Origin of the sequence: Rubripirellula lacrimiformis, assembly GCF_007741535.1 — a bacterium.
Lineage (GTDB): Bacteria > Planctomycetota > Planctomycetia > Pirellulales > Pirellulaceae > Rubripirellula > Rubripirellula lacrimiformis.
On sequence record NZ_CP036525.1, the window covers coordinates 1,658,669 to 1,675,615 of the forward strand.

The window sequence follows — 16,947 nt, forward strand, 5'->3', positions numbered from 1 at the left end:
CGAGAATATCAATCATGCACCGAATACCACGATTGCCACGTCGCGACTTTTTGTACGGTCTGGGATCATCGCTGGGGGCGCTAGCGCTGACCGATCTGATGGCGGGCGACTCCTTGGCTGCTGCGGCTGCGAAGGCAGGACCGTTGTCGCCGAAACCACCGATGCATCCGGCCAAAGCAAAAGCCGTCATCATGTTGTTCATGGAAGGTGGCCCCAGCCAAACCGATACCTTTGACCCGAAACCCGAACTGGACCGACTGCACCTGTCGGAATCGAAGCGGACCGAAGGATTGGCCGGCGGTAAACGGTTCTATGTGGGAAGCCCGTTCAAGAGTCGCAAGGTCGGCCAATCAGGACTGGACATGTGCGACCGGTTTGTCCATCTGGCCGAAGCCGAAGTCGCAGACGAACTTTGCGTCTACCGCGGCTGTCAGGCAGAATCGCTGAACCACCCCGAAGCCCTGTTGCACATGAACACGGGTAGCAGGCTGGGCGCGGATCCGGCGGTGGGTTCCTGGATGACTTATGGGTTGGGCAGCGAGAACCAGAATTTGCCCGGCTACGTTGTGATGACCGAATTGGCGTTGCCACAAGCTGGATCGACAAACTGGTCCAACGGTTTCCTGCCAGCGTATTTCCAGGGAACGCGATTGCGAACCGAAGGGTCGCCCATTCTGGACCTGCGACCCGCCGGTCACATCACCCCGGATCACCAACGTCGTGCTTTGGACGAATTGGCGCGGCTGAATGCGGATCACCTGAAACGACATGCGGAACATGCCGATTTGGCGGCCAGGATGGAAAGCTATGAATTAGCGTTCCGTATGCAAGCCGAAGTGCCCGGGATCGTCGATCTGGCCAGCGAATCGGAGCAGACTCGCGAAATGTATGGCTTGAACCGTAGTGAAACGGCGACCTTTGGACGCCAATGTCTGATGGCCCGACGATTGGTCGAACAGGGTGTCCGGTTCGTCCAGATTTTCTCTGGCGGTTGGGATAGCCACGATTATCTAGAACGCGGCCACTCGTCGCGGATTGCCAGCGTCGATCAACCGATCGCCGCCTTGATCAAAGACCTGAAACGCCGTGGCATGCTGGACGAAACCCTGGTGGTTTGGACCGGCGAATTCGGACGCACGCCCGATAATAACTATCGCGGTGGGGTGACTTCCCTAGGCCGTGACCACAACGTCGATGCGATGACGATGTGGCTGGCCGGCGGCGGAACCAAACGCGGGTCGATCGTCGGTGCGACCGACGAAATCGGTGCGAAGGCGGTCGAATGTGTGCACCCGATTCGGGACCTGCACGTCACACTGCTGCATTTGATGGGGCTGGACGACAATAAATTGACGTACTTCCATGGGGGGCGTTACAAGCAATTGTCACAGTTCGGCGGCGAGTTGATCAAGGAACTGATTGCCTAGTGGCACGTCCCGGCCGATCGCCATCTTCGCTAGGATACCTTCGGTTAGAAAGGAACATGATCCTGCAACGAACTTGGTGGTGTGATGGCTTGGGAACTTTCGGAATTCGGTCAACGTCTGGGACTCGGTAGCGGTATCGGCGAACTGATGGACGACCTTGGGCACGCCATCGCCAAAGGCGGTGATCGTGTTTGCATGTTGGGCGGCGGCCAGCCGGCGCATATCCCACAGGTCGAAGAAGTTTGGCGACGCCGCATCCAGGAAATTGCGGATCAGCCTGGGGCCTTGGAGCATGCCCTGGGAAATTACGAACCGCCCGCCGGGAACCCCGGCTTTCGTGAAGCGATCGCCGGTTTGTTTCGCCGCCAATTCGGTTGGGATATCTCGTCCGAAAATGTTGCGGTCACCCCCGGCGGGCAGACCGCGTTCTTTCTTTTGCTGAACGCATTGGCCGGACGCTTCGCCGATGGCCGACACAAAAAGGTGTTGCTGCCGTTGGTGCCCGAGTACATCGGGTACGCCAACCAATCCGTTGCCGACGATCTGTTTGTCGCGGTGCGTCCGCTGATCGACCGACTGGGGAAACATCGATTCAAGTATCGAGTCGATTTTGATCGGCTGGTTGTGACCGATGACATTGCAGCGATTTGTGTGTCGCGGCCCACCAATCCCAGCGGCAATGTGTTGACGGATGACGAAATCGATCGGTTGGCAAAGATCGCCAATCAACATCAGATCCCGTTGATCATTGATGGTGCCTACGGTGCCCCTTTCCCGAACGTGATTTTCACGGACGCCGCACCGGTTTGGAACAAGGATCTGATTCTGACTCTAAGTCTGTCAAAGATCGGGCTGCCCGGCACTCGCACCGGGATCGTGATTGCACAGAACGACTTGATTCGTTCGATCGCATCGATGACTTCGATCGTGGGGCTGGCCAACACCAACGTGGGGCAGTCGATTGTGACCCCGTTGGTCGAAAGTGGCGAAATCTTGGATGTGTCGAACAACATCGTTCGGCCGTTCTATCAGCAGAAATCGATCGAAGCACTGCAGATGGTGGATGATCTGTTTGACGATGCGATCCCCTATCGCGTCCACCAAAGTGAGGGGGCGCTCTTTCTATGGATCTGGTTTGAAGATTTGCCGATCACATCGACCCAACTTTATCAGCGGTTGAAGCTTCGGGATGTGCTGGTCGTGCCCGGGAACCACTTTTTCTTCGGCGATGATGATCCGTCGTGGGCGCACCGCAATCAGTGCATTCGGGTGACCTTCACGATGCCCAAGGCGATCGTCCATCGCGGTCTGCAAGCCATCGCCGAAGAAGTTCGGACAGCCTATCAAGGCGAACCCGCAGCCATGGAAGACTAAGAGTGCGATCGGTGGATGCGGCGGCGTGGATCGACGGATCAGACCAGGTATAATGCCTGCAGATCTCGGTTCCCGTCCTTTCCGCATCCTACCGTTCCAGGCTGTCTTGATGACCAATCCTCCGTTACCCAAGAATCAGAACAAGTCCTCTGTCATCAGCCGTCGCGGTTTGATGACTGCCGCTGCGGCCGCCACCGGCGCCGTTGCCACCGGTGCGGTCGCCAATGCCCAGGAAGCCAAGCAGGCTGCCGCCGGCGCCGTCGATGCCAAACAGGGGCGGCTGAACCAATCGGTTTGTAAATGGTGCTTTCCGAAGATGTCGCTAGAGGATCTGGCCAAAGAAGCAGCCGCGATGGGAATGGTCGGGATCGATTTGCTAGATCCACCCGATTTTCCAACATTGAAAAAGCATGGGTTGGTCTGCACCATGGTCCAGTCCCATCCGCTGTCCGATGGACTGTGTGACACCCAATTTCACGACATGTGCATTGAAAAAATCAACGCTGCCGTGGAAGCCACATCCGCAGAGGGGTGGAAGAACGTCATCGTGTTCAGCGGCAACGCACGCGGGATCGACCGCGAAAAGGGTATGAAAAACTGCGTTGACGCGCTTCGCAAGGTGGTTCCGGTGGCCGAAAAGGCGGGCGTGACCCTGCAAATGGAACTGCTCAACAGCAAGGTGAACCACGCCGATTACATGTGCGACAACAGCCAGTGGGGCGTCGAATTGGTCAAACGGGTCGGCAGCGATCATTTCAAGTTGTTGTATGACATCTACCACATGCAAATCATGGAAGGTGACATCATTCGTACGATTCAACAGAATCACCAGTACTACGGTCACTACCATACCGCCGGCAATCCTGGTCGCCACGAATTGGACGATACGCAAGAACTGCTGTATCCACCGATCGCGAAAGCCATCGCCGACACGGGATACCAAGGCTATTTCGCGCACGAATTTTTGCCTGTGCGTGATCCGATCGCGGGACTCCGCGACGCGGTCGCTCAGTGCATCGTCTAGAAACCACCAAGTGGGCACCACGCACGCACCACGCGGGGGAGTCCTGTCACCATGGCAACGTTACGGATGCGATGGACGTTCTTGGTCGGGGCCGTTGTGATCGAAGGCACCAGGGGCGGCCCAGGTTGGATCCGTTTGGCGACCGATTCATGTTTTGAGTCCTAGGTAAGTTGCAATCGCCAGTTACTTGTGGTTGAATCGGAGTTAGGCGAGCACCTTTTGCTTGCTTCCGTTGCCGAGGTGCGAGAGAACCATGCACCATCGGCCCGTGGTCGTTTAGGAGTTGACGATTGATGATGCTCGAGGGAGTGAGCTTGCCCTATTCCCACGAAATGAAATCAAGATGAGCGCCAACCGAAATATCACTCGAATCCAGCGTCTAACCACCGGCGGGTATTTGGTCCGCGTCACGCGAAAAGGCAAGATGCATTCGGACTACTTTTCTGATGTCGACTACGGCGGGAAACGAAAAGCTCTGTTGGCAGCCCGAGAATTCCGAGACCAATTGGAATCGAAACTGAAGGGCTACACGTCCAAGCAAATCGCCAAGAAAGAACGCGCCAATAACACTTCTGGGGTGGTCGGCGTCCGCTATGTGGAAGAACTCGATCCACGTTGGGAATCACAGCCCGTCTACGGCTATTGGGTAGCCCAGTGGAGTCCCTCGAAAGGGGTTCGCAAGACCGCCCGTTTCTCGGTCGAAAAATATGGCGACGACGAGGCTCTGCGCCTGGCCATCAAGGCCCGCAACAAGGGCGTCGCATCGATGGAATCCTAGTCGTCGCTTGGGGCGTAGGATCAAGGGGAAGATTCCGATCGTCAAGTCGGTTCCGGCGAAGTTACCCGCGGTGTGTCAGGCGGCGTCTACGGGGGGCCGGAAACGGATCGTGGTCGCTTCGCGTTCGCTAGCCGACGCGTCGTTTCTGGCTGTGACGCTGTCGGGGTCGGGCGAACCCATCCACTGGGGATCGCCTTGGCTGTACAGCACCGTCGCCGGTTCGGTGGGGTCTTCTTGGCACTGCAGCGCGTGATAGATCAAGGACGATGCCGTTCGGGTCGCAAACGCTTTTTTGCTCGTCGGCTGGATCACGATTCGCAGCGATTGGCGAGCACGAGTCATGGCGACGTACAGCAGGCAGAGCGCTTCGGTCATGGCACCCTCGGCTTGGCGACCAAACGCGCGTTGCCAAGTCGCCGGCAAAAAGTGCCAGGACGCGCTGCCGATGTAACGCGACAATCCCTTCGGTGGCGAACTGGGGGTGTCGATGTCCGGCACGCAACCGCCGCGGGCGCGAGTCAACGCGCCATCGAGTTCCGGCAGGATCACGGCATCAAATTCCAGTCCTTTGGATTGGTGAACCGTCATCACGCGGACCGGCGCCGCTTGCGGACGTTCGACTCGTTTCTCGCGAACCATCCGGACAAAGTCACGCAGCCGCGGCGCGGGGTTCTGCTGATACCCGAGTGCCAGACTGGTCAGTTGTTTCAATCGTAGTGTTTCGCGAGCATCACATAGTGGCGCCAATTGGCCCGCCAGGAATTCAATCGTTTCCGGGATTCCTCGGTCATCACACATCGCACGCACGAAGTCCGCGCCAAAACCGGGCACCTTGGCCAACGGGGTTGCCGAAATGTGGAACGCCCATCGTCCATCGCCGGGATGTTCCGCCATCATGAGCGCCGACAGCACCATTTCGACGGCTGCCGAATCGGTCAGCGGGTTTCCACCCTCTTGGCTGACATCGACGTCCATTTGTTCCAACAGGTAGATCAGCTGGGCGACACCACGATTGGTGCGAGTCAGGATGCCGATCGATCGGTCCGGGTTGGCGGCATTGATCTCGGCAGCGATGCGGGCTGCGTCTTCGAAACACGCCCGTTGGCGAGCTGCCGAATCACCGTTTTCAACTGCGCTGCAGGTTTCCAGTTGAAAGTGGCCTGGCAGATCCGATTTGGCGGTCGAGTGAACTGGGAATCGCCGTGCGAAGTCACGCACTGCGACCGCTTCGTACATCGCTTTGTCAGTCGGGTCGCGGGAATCTGCGGCGTCACAGATCGAATGACGCCCCAGGTTTTTGAATGTTTCGTTGACGGCGTCGACAACAACGGGGCTGCTGCGAAAACTGGTGTTCTGTTCGACCTCGGTGATCCCCGGGACCTCGTCGGCGACCGCATCAAAGATCTCGGCCACACCACCACGCCACCCGTAAATGGCTTGCTTGGTATCGCCGACACAAAAGAACGACTTGGGGACGGTTCGTTCTTCGTCACCGGAATGGTTCTCACGCGGTGATTCCACCGCGGCACAGCGCATCGCCATCGGTCGCAGTACACTCCACTGCACCGGAGAAGTGTCCTGGAATTCGTCCAGCAGCAAGTGGTCCACGGCGCCGTCCATCCGCTGTGCCAATGAATGTTGGTCCAGTCGCGAAAACTCTGCGGCCAACCGAATGGCGACGTCTTCGAATCCGATCGATCGACCGGACTGTTTCAGTTGTCCCACATGGTGATCGTAGGCACCGATGACCGTTCCGGTAGCTTCGTTCTGGGCACTCATTCGCGACAGCACATCCGATTTGGCCGCCGCGTAGGCAACATCGAATGCTTCGTCAACGCCTTCGGGGAACGGAGCCCGGTAATACAGCACTTCGCCATGGCTCCGACGCGCCGACGCAATGTTGGCAATCATGGTGTCGCCGGCGAACGCATCAAACTGCCGCAGTTCCAGGACTTCGGCCATCTTTTCCAGTTTGTCGCGATGCCGTTTCTGTTTGGGTTGGGCCATCCGCATCACACCCGCCGCACGGGTGATCTCGGCCGATTCGGGCAGTTTCGGAGCGATCAATTTCTTCCACACATCCGGTCCGGCGAGCCGTTGGCTACCGTAGGCAGCCTCGACCACCTGCAACAGTTCGCGGGCGATCGATCGCTTGATGTCTCCTTTGCCCAGCATCGATAGGACGGCCATCATTTCGCCACGGTCCAGCATCGCGATGACGGAATCGACGGCCCGTTCGCGAAGCCATGCCTCTTCGATTTCGTCGGTCAATCGCCAAGCCGGTGGCAGGCCTAGTTCGAACGGGAACGATCGGGCTAGTTGCGAAAACAGACTGTCTAGCGTGCAGATCCGAAGCCGGTGAATGTTCTTCAGCAAGGTCTCTAGCAGCTTTAGACAAACGCTACGCGGCAATGTGGGGATACCGACCTGTTGGCGCAGCGCGTCCAGGGCATCGGGATCCGATTCGTCGGCCGCCCGTGCCAGCGACAGTAGCACCCGTTCCAGGATCTCGCCCGCAGCTTTGCGTGTGAACGTGGTGGCAAGGATCGTTTCGGGCGCGGCACCCTGCAACAGGATTCGAAGCAGGCGCGCCGTCAATCGATACGTCTTTCCGGTTCCGGCCGATGCGCGGACAAGGGTAGGACGCAGATTGCCATCGTCCATCGAATCACTCTTGGGGCTAGGTTTGGCGGTCGTCGAAAGTGAATTCACGTCGATGTTGGGTTGAGAGTCCGTCATGATGGGTTCTCCGCTGCGTCCATCGCGTCGGCTGCTGCCATCATTCGGCTGGCGACATCGGTCTGCAGGATCATCGAATAGTCATCGAAGTCGACTGATCCGGACGTGGGAGCAAATTCTTTGGCCCAGATTCCACGAATGCAATCGTGGATGATCTGTTCGGCTTGGTCCATCAGCGGTTCAGGAAACTCGGCCAAATTGATGCGAGTTTCGTCATCCTTTTCGCTGACGTTGAAGTATCCCAACGCGACTTCGCGTGGCGGCGCCTCGATCCCCAGAAACGGAATCATCATTCGATAAAGTGGCAATTGCAGGTCGATCCAACGGAGTCCCGAAGCGGTCTTTTCCAAGTGTTTCTTTTCGGGTTTATGGCCGTGCGTTTTGTAGTCCAGGATGGCCCACCGATCGGTCGCGGCGTGATGATCGATGCGATCAAACCGGCCTCGCAGCCCCATCCATTTTCCATCGACTTCGATGCCGGACCCGTCTTTTTCGCTGACAGAGGCTTCGGATGCGTGGATCGTCCAACCGGCCGCCCTGCGTTCGGCCTGGGCGACGGCGACCGCCTGCAGTCGTCGCTCGGCTTGGGCGACTTGGATCGCGACCGCTGTGGATGCGTCGGATCCATAGAATTCGTCGGTGTATTCGTGCAAGTGTTCGATCAATCGCTTCGTAATACGGTCGGCACTTTCCTCGTCCCGATCGCTGGATTCGCCGAATCGTTCTAGCGCGCCGTGGACCAGGTCGCCGAACTGGTTGGCTGCCAATTCCGTGGTCGCATCATCCAGCGGTTTCAGACGCAGCACATGCCGCAGATAGAACCGGTAGGGACACGCCAAGTAGTCGCGAAACGCTGTCACGCTCATGGTTTTGACGATGTCATCGCTGCCCGAAAGATCGAACTCGGGAATCGGTAGACGCGACCCTTCGGACGGTGTTCCCGTGGTCGCCGGCGGTTGATCCCACTGATGATGAATCGGAAAACTTGGCCTTTGCTTTTCAAGCAACATGCGAACGCGTCGCGCTGAATCCTTGGCCGGCGCAGCCGCCAACAACCGGCTTGGCGGAGTCGGTGATCCATCGGCGCCGGACTTGCCGACGATGAAACGAATGTCTTGGCGAGTGGAAAGCATCAGATGCATCGCATACACGTCGCGGGCATAACGACGATCGTTGTCCATCATTCGCAGCTTGGTGCGCAGCGAACCGGGCAGAAACGGGTCCGCCGTGGTGGCGCCGGGGACGAATGGATGGTTCAGACCGACAACGGTCATCGCGGGCGAATCGTCCAGAGCCAAGTCCAACCAGCCTAGGATTTCGACGTCGTCCGGTTTCGCGGTGCCGACAATTCGAACATCGCCAAGTCGAACGGCCAGCATTTCGATCGCCGCGGCGCCAGGCATCTCCAGGTCCAAGCCATCATTCAGATCGACAAAACGCTGGATCAATTTCAGGGCTGCATCCAGCGCGATCGACGTGCGACTGCGATCGGCGCCGGAATCAATCGCGGGATCCGATTCACCATCGGTGTCCGGTTCCTGGTCGGTGACTGCTTCGATCGGATCGGCCTTCGTTTCGCTCGCGCCGACTGGACCAGCGTCAAAATCGGTGGGCTCCAGATTTGCGGAGTCCAGATCCACGGATTCGGGATCCGTCGGTTCGTCGATGCCATACAAAGATCGCAGCCATTGGCCGATCCATTGGCTCCACTGTGCGATCGGTCGTTCCCCCCCCCCGCCGGTTGAAACGATGCCGCCGGTCGATGCCGATCCACCACTTGATGCGGCAAAGGGGGCCAGCCACTTTTCGATTTGTTTCGCCATTGCGATCGCCAACGGCGCCGACTCGACCGCTTTGGGAGGCAGCGGTTTGTCGATGCGAACCGGAAAGTGATCACCCAGCAAACGATCTAGCTGTGTCAGCCAGCGGTCCGCGTTGGGTTCACCCAGTTCGGCAGTGATCCATCGGTTCACATCGGCATGGCGTACCAAGGCGGCGAGGGATTGCCAGGTTCGCCGCTGCAGGTGAGTGGCGGTCAGGCTAAGCAATCGGCCAATCGACGTTTGCGAAACGGTCCATCCGACTTGCCGAAAAGTGTGAACGCCGCATCCGCGAAGGTGCATTTCAATCGGGCCAACCTGGGTCGGGTCGGTCACGCCCACGGTGACTTGGTCTGCCGAATAGCGATCGGCGAATTCGGCCAAGGTTTCCGACACCGCTTGCGCTTGATCGGCCACGTCGCCGGCCGAAACCAAGTGCACATCCAATAAAGGCAGCTGATGTTCGATCCAGCGATCGGTCACAACGCAGCCGAATTCGTCAAAGTGATCGGCTTGGGATGGTGGGGCCGCAATGATCGAAAAGACTTCGCTGTCCAAATTCCGCAACATCGAAATCAACGCGTCGCTGAGATCGCTGGTGCCGATCAATACGACCGATTTGCGAGTTTGGCAGCGCTCGTCGACCAACGCCAACCGGCGCTGGGCATGCGGGTCGGACACGCCGGCTTCGTCCAACGCCAACAGGTAACGCTTGCAGACATGGTCCAACAGTTTCCAGCGTCGCTTCTCGGACTCCGATTCAGCAGCCTCGTGAACATCGTGGAACGACAGCCCGCTGGCGGCAAGTTCTTCGTGCAGCCGACGCAACATCCCGGCCAGTTCTAGCCATGGCGACAAGGGTTCGGGGGGCGGGACCACCGGAATCAGTGGGCTCAGTTCATCGGATCGCAATTGGCGAAGAACGTTGGCCCAGGCAAGCGTTTGTTCGAATTCCAACGCCAGCGGCAATGTCGGTTCGTACAACCGTTCGGCCAACTGACCGATCGTGATCATTTCGGGGCGGCGAAAGGATTGCCCGTTTGCAGCCGCATGCCGCTTGAGTTGTTCGCCCAATCGATCCGCCGCGCGCGACGACGGCAGCACGCACAACAACCCGGACAGGTCCAACGCCGCGCCATCGGAAAAACGGTTCGCCAACCAGTCGACCGTGTTGTTCAACAGCGGTTGGTCCCATCCGACATAGACGCTTTCACAGGATGTGGAGAATAGTTTCACAGCAAATTTGTTTCACGAAGGGAGCATGTTCATGGTTGGTCTGCATTCATACGTCTGATCGTGTTTCTTTGGTAAGAGCGAATCGAGCAGACGCTTTGGTATCCATGCAGCCTATGCGGTTCTTTGTTTCGTGGCGAAATTCGATTGTCGGACACCGTTTTGACACGTTTGGTCCATCGGAGCCATGTTTCGCCAAAAAAACTTTTCAGCGGTCGGTCGTGAGCCAAAATCAGCGGAATGGGTCGGGAAATCACGGTGTTTGTGCAACTGCCAGGTAGGCATCTGTCCATCGGTAGGGTTTGGCTAGTCAGGAAAAATTTGCGGGTCGTATTGAATGTTCGGGCATGGATAGCCGATAGAAGCGACTAGGAGTTCCCACAGAACTAGCCGTGCGCATGGAGGCGCACAGACATGATTCTTTGGACAATCAAACTGTTCACCACTCTCCGGCGAGCGATCGCCGGACGACGTTATCCACACCAACTTGCTTGGGCGGTCGCTTTTGGCTTGCTACTCGGGATCATCCCGCATGGCAATCTGCTGGCTGTCTTGCTGTTGATCCTTGTGCTGTCGTTGAAACTGAATCACGCCGCTGCCGGTTTGACGGCGATCGGTGTGTCGTTCTTGGCCGCAAAGCTGGATCCACTGTCGCATGAAGTTGGCAATACGGTGTTAACCAACCCTGCATGGGCCGACACGTTGGCCAGTCTGTGGGCGTTGCCAATGGTTCCCTGGACCGACCTGAACAACACTGTGGTGATGGGCAGCTTTCTGATCGGGGCGGCGGCGCTATTGCCGGTGTTCCTGATCACGTATCCCGTCTTTCGGATGTTCCGACCGGCCGACGAAGAAGCCGAAGCCGACGTCGCGGTTGTCCCCAGCAAGGCGTCCGAACGTTCGTCTGCGGCGGGTACCGAATCGGGCCGTCATCCGGAATTTCATCCGGTGGCCGTCATCGATCGTGGGCATCCCTCCGTCGCTCGACCCCATCAGGCTCCGCTGCCAGCGACCGATCCCATGGATCGACCGCAGGCGTCGTCGAACCTGGTAGATCAACCAACACGGTCGCAGTACACCGAATCGGGACACCGGATCGATTTCCAAGAATTGGATTCACCCGCTGGCGGCGAAGAGCGTCAAGTTGCGGTGGAAACACGAATCGAAGTCATTCGGATCAAGGAAGCTTCGTCCGAACCTTCGCACTATGGTGCACCGCCGGTTGACCCTACGGGGCAGCCCGCAACCGCCAAATATGACGACAACCAACCGATGGACGAAGCACTGAATTATCTGCTGCGTCAATTGCGTGACTCACAGCAAAGGAAATCGGCATGATTCGCTGGCGTTTTGTATTGACCCGGTTGATCGTGGTCGTAGCCGTCGTGTTCCTGCTTGGGTGGGGACTGGGGCCACTTGCCAAATACATCACCGTGCGTGGTGTGGAAATGGTCACCGGCGCAAAGGTTGAAATCGCACAGACCAGCGTGGGACTGTTCCCGCCATCGGTCCACTATGAAGACGTGCGGATCGCTGATCCACGCGACGACAAAGAGATGCGAGACGCCATTCGTGCCGAGTCGGTTGACTTGGTGATCGATGGCCAAGCATTGATGCAGCGACGATGGGTCGCCAGCGATGGTCGCATCACAGGATTGCAAATCGGTTCACACCGCGAAACGTCGGGACACATCGAAACGACCGAAGTCGTTGACGATTCGGACGACGGACCATCCTTGTTGGGGCAACTGTTGGGCGCCCAAGTCGACAAGCTGGGGGATCAAGCCGAAGGCTTGGTCGACGACCTGGAAACGCTTCGCCGCAGCAAGCAGATTCGCCAACGCTGGGAAACCGAGTACGACGCGATGGTCGTTCGTGCTCGCCAACTAGAACAAAAAATTCGCAGCATCCGTGATCGTGCCCGCGGTATCGACAATCCGCTTCGGGACTGGGTCGAAATCGAACGCACTTTGGCCGAGGCAAAAGCGGCTCGTGCCGACTTGGCCGCCGTACGCCAATCGATCGACGCTCTGCCCGGACGATTGCAATCGGACCTGGCGTCACTCGATGAAGCCAAGCAGATCGATATCGCCAAAGTCGATCAGTACGTCCCTGGTGACCTCAGCAACGCGTCGGACTTTGGTGTCGAAATCATTACCGATGCCGTCCGCGATCAGATCCAGCAAATCAAATCCTATTTGGACGGTGGACGAGCACTCGCCAACTACACCGTGGTCGCACCGGAAAGCGTTCGAGTCCGCGGAGTCGATCATGACTTGGAACGTGTCTCGAAACCCAACCTGATGATCCGACACTGCGAGGTCAGCGGACTGATGCGTGCCAGCGGCAACGTCTATTCGATGACCGGGATGGTCGACAACATGACGCCCACTCCGGAATTGTTGGGCGAACCAACCAGAGCCCGTTTGCGTTTGGAAGGCCCCGAAGTGGTCCGTGTCGAATACGTGCGCGACCGCCGCAACCATGCCAACGTGGATTTGGTCACCCTGCACTGGCCCGAAATGGAAGCCAAGTCGATGCGGATCGGCAACCCTGCCGAAGCCGGTTTGGCGATCAACGGTGGCAAGCGTGAACTGTGGGTCCAAGTTCGCACCGAAGGCGATCTGATCGAGGGTCGACTGGTCAGCAAACAAACGGGCGTTCAAATGGACCTGAACGTTGATCCAAAGTTCAACGACGCCGCCGGTGTGGTTTCCATGCGGGACAGTTTGGCGGCAGTGGATCGTATCGAGATCGATGCTAGCTTTGCTGGGACTTGGCGCGATATGGACATGAAGCTCAATACGAACCTGGGCCAGGTGATGCGACGGGCATCCCAGGACGCTATCGATGGCCAGATTCGCGAAACGAAGCAGAAGATGACGGCCAAGATCGAAAAGGCTCACGCCGAGCAAACGATTGCACTTCGCCAATGGCTTGGATCGCAGACGACCGAGGCTCGATCATTGTTGGCCAGTGCTGACAAGTCGATCGAGGAAATGAGCAGCAAAGTGCTATCGGAAGTCGGGGATGCGGAAGCTCTTCTGGGAAGCCGACTTCGCAGCGCACTGGAGAGCAAGCTCCGCTAAGTCGGCCGTCACCGCACGAAAGCTGGGGGCCAATCGACGCACTTCGATCGAGGCGCCCTCTGGCAAACCGAATTGCAAGGCTCTACAAAAGAACCGTTGGTGGGTGTTGTCCGAGAGGATTTCACCCACTTTTTTATGGTTTTGGCCAAGCGGTCGATTTCGCAGGTGGTGATATGAAGTGGCGTGGACGTCGGCAAAGTGAAAACATGGTCGATCGCCGCGGTGTCAGTGGAGGCACCGTAGTCGGAGGCGGAATTGGCATCCTGATCTTGGCGATGATCGTCGGCCTGTTAGGGGGCGATCCGCGGCAAGTGATGCAGCAGGCCAACCAAGGCGCCGCCCAAGCTCCGGCGGCCGGCGAAGGCGCCGAACTGTCGCAATTGGACATCGATCGAGGCGAGTTCGTCGCCACGGTGCTGGCCGATACCGAAGATGTCTGGACAGAATTGTTTTCCCAAAGTGGGCTGGTCTACGAAAAGCCTCAGCTGGAATTGTTCCAGCACGGCACGCAAACCGCCTGTGGATCGGCGACCTCGGCCGCCGGCCCGTTCTATTGTCCTGCTGACCGCAAGGTCTATCTGGATACGGCGTTCTTTGACCAATTGGCCCAGCAACTCAACGCGCCCGGCGATTTTGCACAGGCTTATGTGGTCGCCCACGAAGTCGGTCACCACGTCCAGAACCTGCTAGGCAAAACATCCGAGCTGGATCAGATGCGGCGTCGGCTGTCCGAAGTCGAATACAACAAACAGTCGGTGCGTTTGGAATTGCAGGCTGACTTCTACGCTGGCGTCATGTTCCATCACGCCCAGCGACAGAAGGGGATCTTGGAAGAAGGCGACATCGAAGAAGGCCTGCGAGCCGCCGCGGCGATCGGCGACGACACGCTTCAAAAGAGAAGCCGGGGAACCGCCAACCAAGAAAGCTTCACGCACGGCACCAGCGAACAACGCGTGCGTTGGTTCATGAAGGGCCTGCAAACCGGCGACCCCGAACAGGGCAACACGTTCGAAGTCCAACAGCTGTAGTCCGCAGCCGAATCGTTTTACCACGCGAGTGTCCGCCGTGCGCATCGTTTCACCGCGTGGGCAACGCCCCGCGCGCCGGTGCGATGAAACGCGTGGCCCGCTGGGCACACGGTGAAACGAACAGGGGGACGATGTACCACGCGAGTATCCGCCGTGCGCATCGTTTCACCGCGTGGGCAACGCCCTCTTTATCCTACACATCTATTTTAAGCCTTTGATTGCCAAATAGGCTTCGTGGTAGGCATGGGCTTTGAGCAGTCCACGCCAGATGGTCGTCGAGCCTGGAGGTCCTTGCCCGTGTTGGTCTACGTAGCCACCTAGTTTGGCAATCACTCGACAAAAATCTTTCAGCGTCGGTGGGGTATCGCTGTGCAAAACACCGCCTTCAACGACCGTCATCACCGCTTGCCAAAACGTCGCATCGTAGATCGCCCCGCAGCTTGCCTCCGGAGTGACACGCGAAGCGCTTTTAAGTTGCTCGACTCGGAATGCCGTGATCATCAAGGCGGCCACAGCGTTCAAATATGCGTCAATACTTTGATACTTCAGCTTCTCTATCCTCATCCCGCTCTTGAGCGTCTTGAAAAAAACCTCGATGTCCCAGCGCCTGCAGTATGCTGATAAAACTAGCTCGATCTGAGCCAAACTGGTCACCGCGAGTGAAGTAAAGAGTACCCAGTGGATCGGCTCGCACCCCACCGGAGGATCAAGCTCAACCGCTTCGACAACTTGAAGCTCCACGCGAGCAACCTTTCCGCCGGGACGCTGCGGGCCATGCACTTGAACCGTCTTCGCACGAACCGAGATCGTTGCCGTGCGGCCGTCGCGGTTGCTTCGGCGTTTGCGGCTTTCACCGCTAATTAACGACTTTCGTGGCGAAACACTGACTTCAAATTCGTGCGAAAAAGGGACTTCGGCAATCGCCTCGCTCAGCACCTTGGGTTGTTCAGCAGAGCCAAGATAGACTCGCCGATCCTGACATCCGCGGATAACGAAATCATAGTTTTCGGCCAGATCATTGTTCTGGATGAGCAACTCGTAGATGTCTGATTCGCTGTCCGAGACGCCGATGTAATGAGTTTGAGGGTTTGCCAGAGCGATCTGTTCGCCGCTTTGCATCAGTTCAAGCCAACGAGCGCTTTCCTTCTCTTCAAACGCCATGGTCCTGATCTCGCGATCGCGTTGAGCTTTGCCCACGTTTTGGCGAATCGAGTCACGTGTCCAGATAAGTTGGTCAACGCAACCCAAGACGAGACCATCGAGAGTGACGGCATAAAGCGGATGCAGAAAGAATCCCCGCTTTTTTACGTCCTCCAGAGGCCCGGCACCGACGACTTGACGCGAAGGTTTGGTGAGATCGCAAACGGTGGTGTCCTGTGCCAGCACGACGACATCGTACTTGGCTGACCGCTCCATCGTGGCTTGATTATGGGGCTGCAGAATTGCCATCCAGTTCACACTGGGGGTGTTGAAAAGCCGGTAAGTGGCTGTGAGGTCTGCAACTTCTCCGCACGCCGCCGGTGTCGAGGGCGCTACCTGATCGAACTGCTCAAGAATTCGCCTGAAGCGTTTACTTCGACGCTTGTCACCCAGGTCCAATGTCCGAGTCTCTTCCTCAATCCATCCTGGACACATCGAATCATCTCCGTCCCTTGAAGAAATGTCAGGGACGGAGTGTCTCAAGAAAGATGTGTAGGATAAAGAGGGGCAACGCCCCGCGCGTCGGCGTGATGAAACGCGTGGCCCGCGGGCCACACGGTGAAACGACAGGGGACGATGCACCGCGCGAGTATTAGCCGTGCGCATCGTTTCACCGCGTGGGCAACGCCCCGCGCGCCGGCGTGATGAAACGCGTGGCCCGATGGGCACACGGTGAAACGACAGGGGACGATGCACCGCGCGAGTATCCGCCGTGCGCATCGTTTCACCGCGTGGGCAACGCCCCGCGCGCTGGTGCGGTGAAACGCGTGGCCCGCGGGGCACACGGTGAAACGACAGCGGACGATGCACCGCGCGAGTATCCGCCGTGCGCATCGTTTCACCGCGTGGGCAACGCCCCGCGCGCCGGCGTGATGAAACGCGTGGCCCGCTGGGCACACGGTGAAACGACAGCGGACGAAGTACCGCGCGAGTATAGCCGTGCGCATCGTTTCACCGCGTGGGCAACGCCCCGCGCGCCGGCGTGATGAAACGCGTGGCCCGCGGGGCACACGGCGAAACGACAGGGGGCGATGTGCCGCGCGAGTATTAGCCGTGCGCATCGTTTCACCGCGTGGGCAACGCCCCGCGCGCCGGTGCGGTGAAACGCGTGGCCCGCTGGGCACACGGTGAAACGACAGGGGACGATTCACCGCGCGAGTATCTGCCGTGCGCATCGTTTCACCGCGTGGGCAACGCCCCGCGCGCCGGCGTGATGAAACACGTGGCCCGACGGG

10 protein-coding genes are annotated in these 16,947 nt (G+C 58.3%); 7 read left to right on the forward strand and 3 right to left on the reverse strand.

From position 1 onward, the window contains the following. Positions 1–14: 14 nt before the first annotated feature. From K227x_RS05805 to K227x_RS05820, 4 genes are all read left to right on the forward strand, one after another. Positions 15–1,427 carry a DUF1501 domain-containing protein gene (locus tag K227x_RS05805; protein ID WP_145168654.1) on the forward strand — a complete coding sequence of 471 codons (1,413 nt, stop codon included), beginning with the start codon at positions 15–17 and terminating at the stop codon, positions 1,425–1,427. Positions 1,428–1,511: 84 nt separating this feature from the next. Beyond that, positions 1,512–2,801, forward strand: a complete 1,290-nt coding sequence (locus tag K227x_RS05810) for a valine--pyruvate transaminase (RefSeq protein ID WP_145168655.1) — start codon at positions 1,512–1,514, stop codon at positions 2,799–2,801. Between the two features lie 109 nt (positions 2,802–2,910). Further along, entirely contained in the window at positions 2,911–3,825 is a 915-nt protein-coding gene (locus K227x_RS05815; protein WP_145168656.1) for a hydroxypyruvate isomerase family protein, read from the forward strand. Between the two features lie 343 nt (positions 3,826–4,168). Continuing rightward, entirely contained in the window at positions 4,169–4,603 is a 435-nt protein-coding gene (locus K227x_RS05820; protein ID WP_145168657.1) for an AP2/ERF family transcription factor, read from the forward strand. A 75-nt stretch (positions 4,604–4,678) separates the two neighbouring features. Here the strand turns inward: K227x_RS05820 and K227x_RS05825 are convergent, their stop codons facing one another. Together K227x_RS05825 and K227x_RS05830 are read right to left on the reverse strand one after the other, a co-directional pair. Further along, a complete protein-coding gene (locus tag K227x_RS05825; protein WP_145168658.1) occupies positions 4,679–7,342 on the reverse strand; it encodes a UvrD-helicase domain-containing protein in 2,664 nt (887 codons plus the stop codon). Next, the gene (locus tag K227x_RS05830; RefSeq protein ID WP_145168659.1) at positions 7,339–10,398 is read right to left on the reverse strand and encodes a PD-(D/E)XK nuclease family protein; all 3,060 of its coding nucleotides are present in this window, start codon (positions 10,396–10,398) and stop codon (positions 7,339–7,341) included. The genes K227x_RS05825 and K227x_RS05830 overlap by 4 nt, the downstream gene beginning before the upstream one ends. Positions 10,399–10,809: 411 nt before the next feature. Between K227x_RS05830 and K227x_RS05835 the strand changes: the two genes are divergently transcribed. The 3 genes from K227x_RS05835 (at position 10,810) to ypfJ (ending at position 14,512) form a co-directional block, all read left to right on the forward strand. Beyond that, a complete protein-coding gene (locus tag K227x_RS05835; protein WP_145168660.1) occupies positions 10,810–11,733 on the forward strand; it encodes a TIGR03546 family protein in 924 nt (307 codons plus the stop codon). Then, positions 11,730–13,484 (forward strand): TIGR03545 family protein, encoded by a 1,755-nt coding sequence (locus K227x_RS05840; RefSeq protein WP_145168661.1) that lies wholly within the window; start codon positions 11,730–11,732, stop codon positions 13,482–13,484. The genes K227x_RS05835 and K227x_RS05840 overlap by 4 nt, the downstream gene beginning before the upstream one ends. A 173-nt stretch (positions 13,485–13,657) precedes the next feature. Then, positions 13,658–14,512 carry a KPN_02809 family neutral zinc metallopeptidase gene (gene ypfJ, locus K227x_RS05845; RefSeq protein WP_145168662.1) on the forward strand — a complete coding sequence of 285 codons (855 nt, stop codon included), beginning with the start codon at positions 13,658–13,660 and terminating at the stop codon, positions 14,510–14,512. A 201-nt stretch (positions 14,513–14,713) separates the two neighbouring features. Here the strand turns inward: ypfJ and K227x_RS05850 are convergent, their stop codons facing one another. Further along, positions 14,714–16,546 (reverse strand): IS4 family transposase, encoded by a 1,833-nt coding sequence (locus tag K227x_RS05850; RefSeq protein WP_145168663.1) that lies wholly within the window; start codon positions 16,544–16,546, stop codon positions 14,714–14,716. Between the last annotated feature and the right edge of the window lie 401 nt (positions 16,547–16,947).

Bases quoted from the DNA above. Each gene is read 5' to 3' on its own strand.
- K227x_RS05805 (WP_145168654.1), top strand. From the start codon at position 15: ATGCACCGAATACCACGATTGCCACGTCGCGACTTTTTGTACGGTCTG.
- K227x_RS05810 (WP_145168655.1), top strand. From the start codon at position 1,512: ATGGCTTGGGAACTTTCGGAATTCGGTCAACGTCTGGGACTCGGTAGC.
- K227x_RS05815 (WP_145168656.1), top strand. From the start codon at position 2,911: ATGACCAATCCTCCGTTACCCAAGAATCAGAACAAGTCCTCTGTCATC.
- K227x_RS05820 (WP_145168657.1), top strand. From the start codon at position 4,169: ATGAGCGCCAACCGAAATATCACTCGAATCCAGCGTCTAACCACCGGC.
- K227x_RS05825 (WP_145168658.1), bottom strand. From the start codon at position 7,342: ATGACGGACTCTCAACCCAACATCGACGTGAATTCACTTTCGACGACC.
- K227x_RS05835 (WP_145168660.1), top strand. From the start codon at position 10,810: ATGATTCTTTGGACAATCAAACTGTTCACCACTCTCCGGCGAGCGATC.
- K227x_RS05840 (WP_145168661.1), top strand. From the start codon at position 11,730: ATGATTCGCTGGCGTTTTGTATTGACCCGGTTGATCGTGGTCGTAGCC.
- ypfJ (WP_145168662.1), top strand. From the start codon at position 13,658: ATGAAGTGGCGTGGACGTCGGCAAAGTGAAAACATGGTCGATCGCCGC.
- K227x_RS05850 (WP_145168663.1), bottom strand. From the start codon at position 16,546: ATGCGCACGGCGGATACTCGCGCGGTGCATCGTCCGCTGTCGTTTCAC.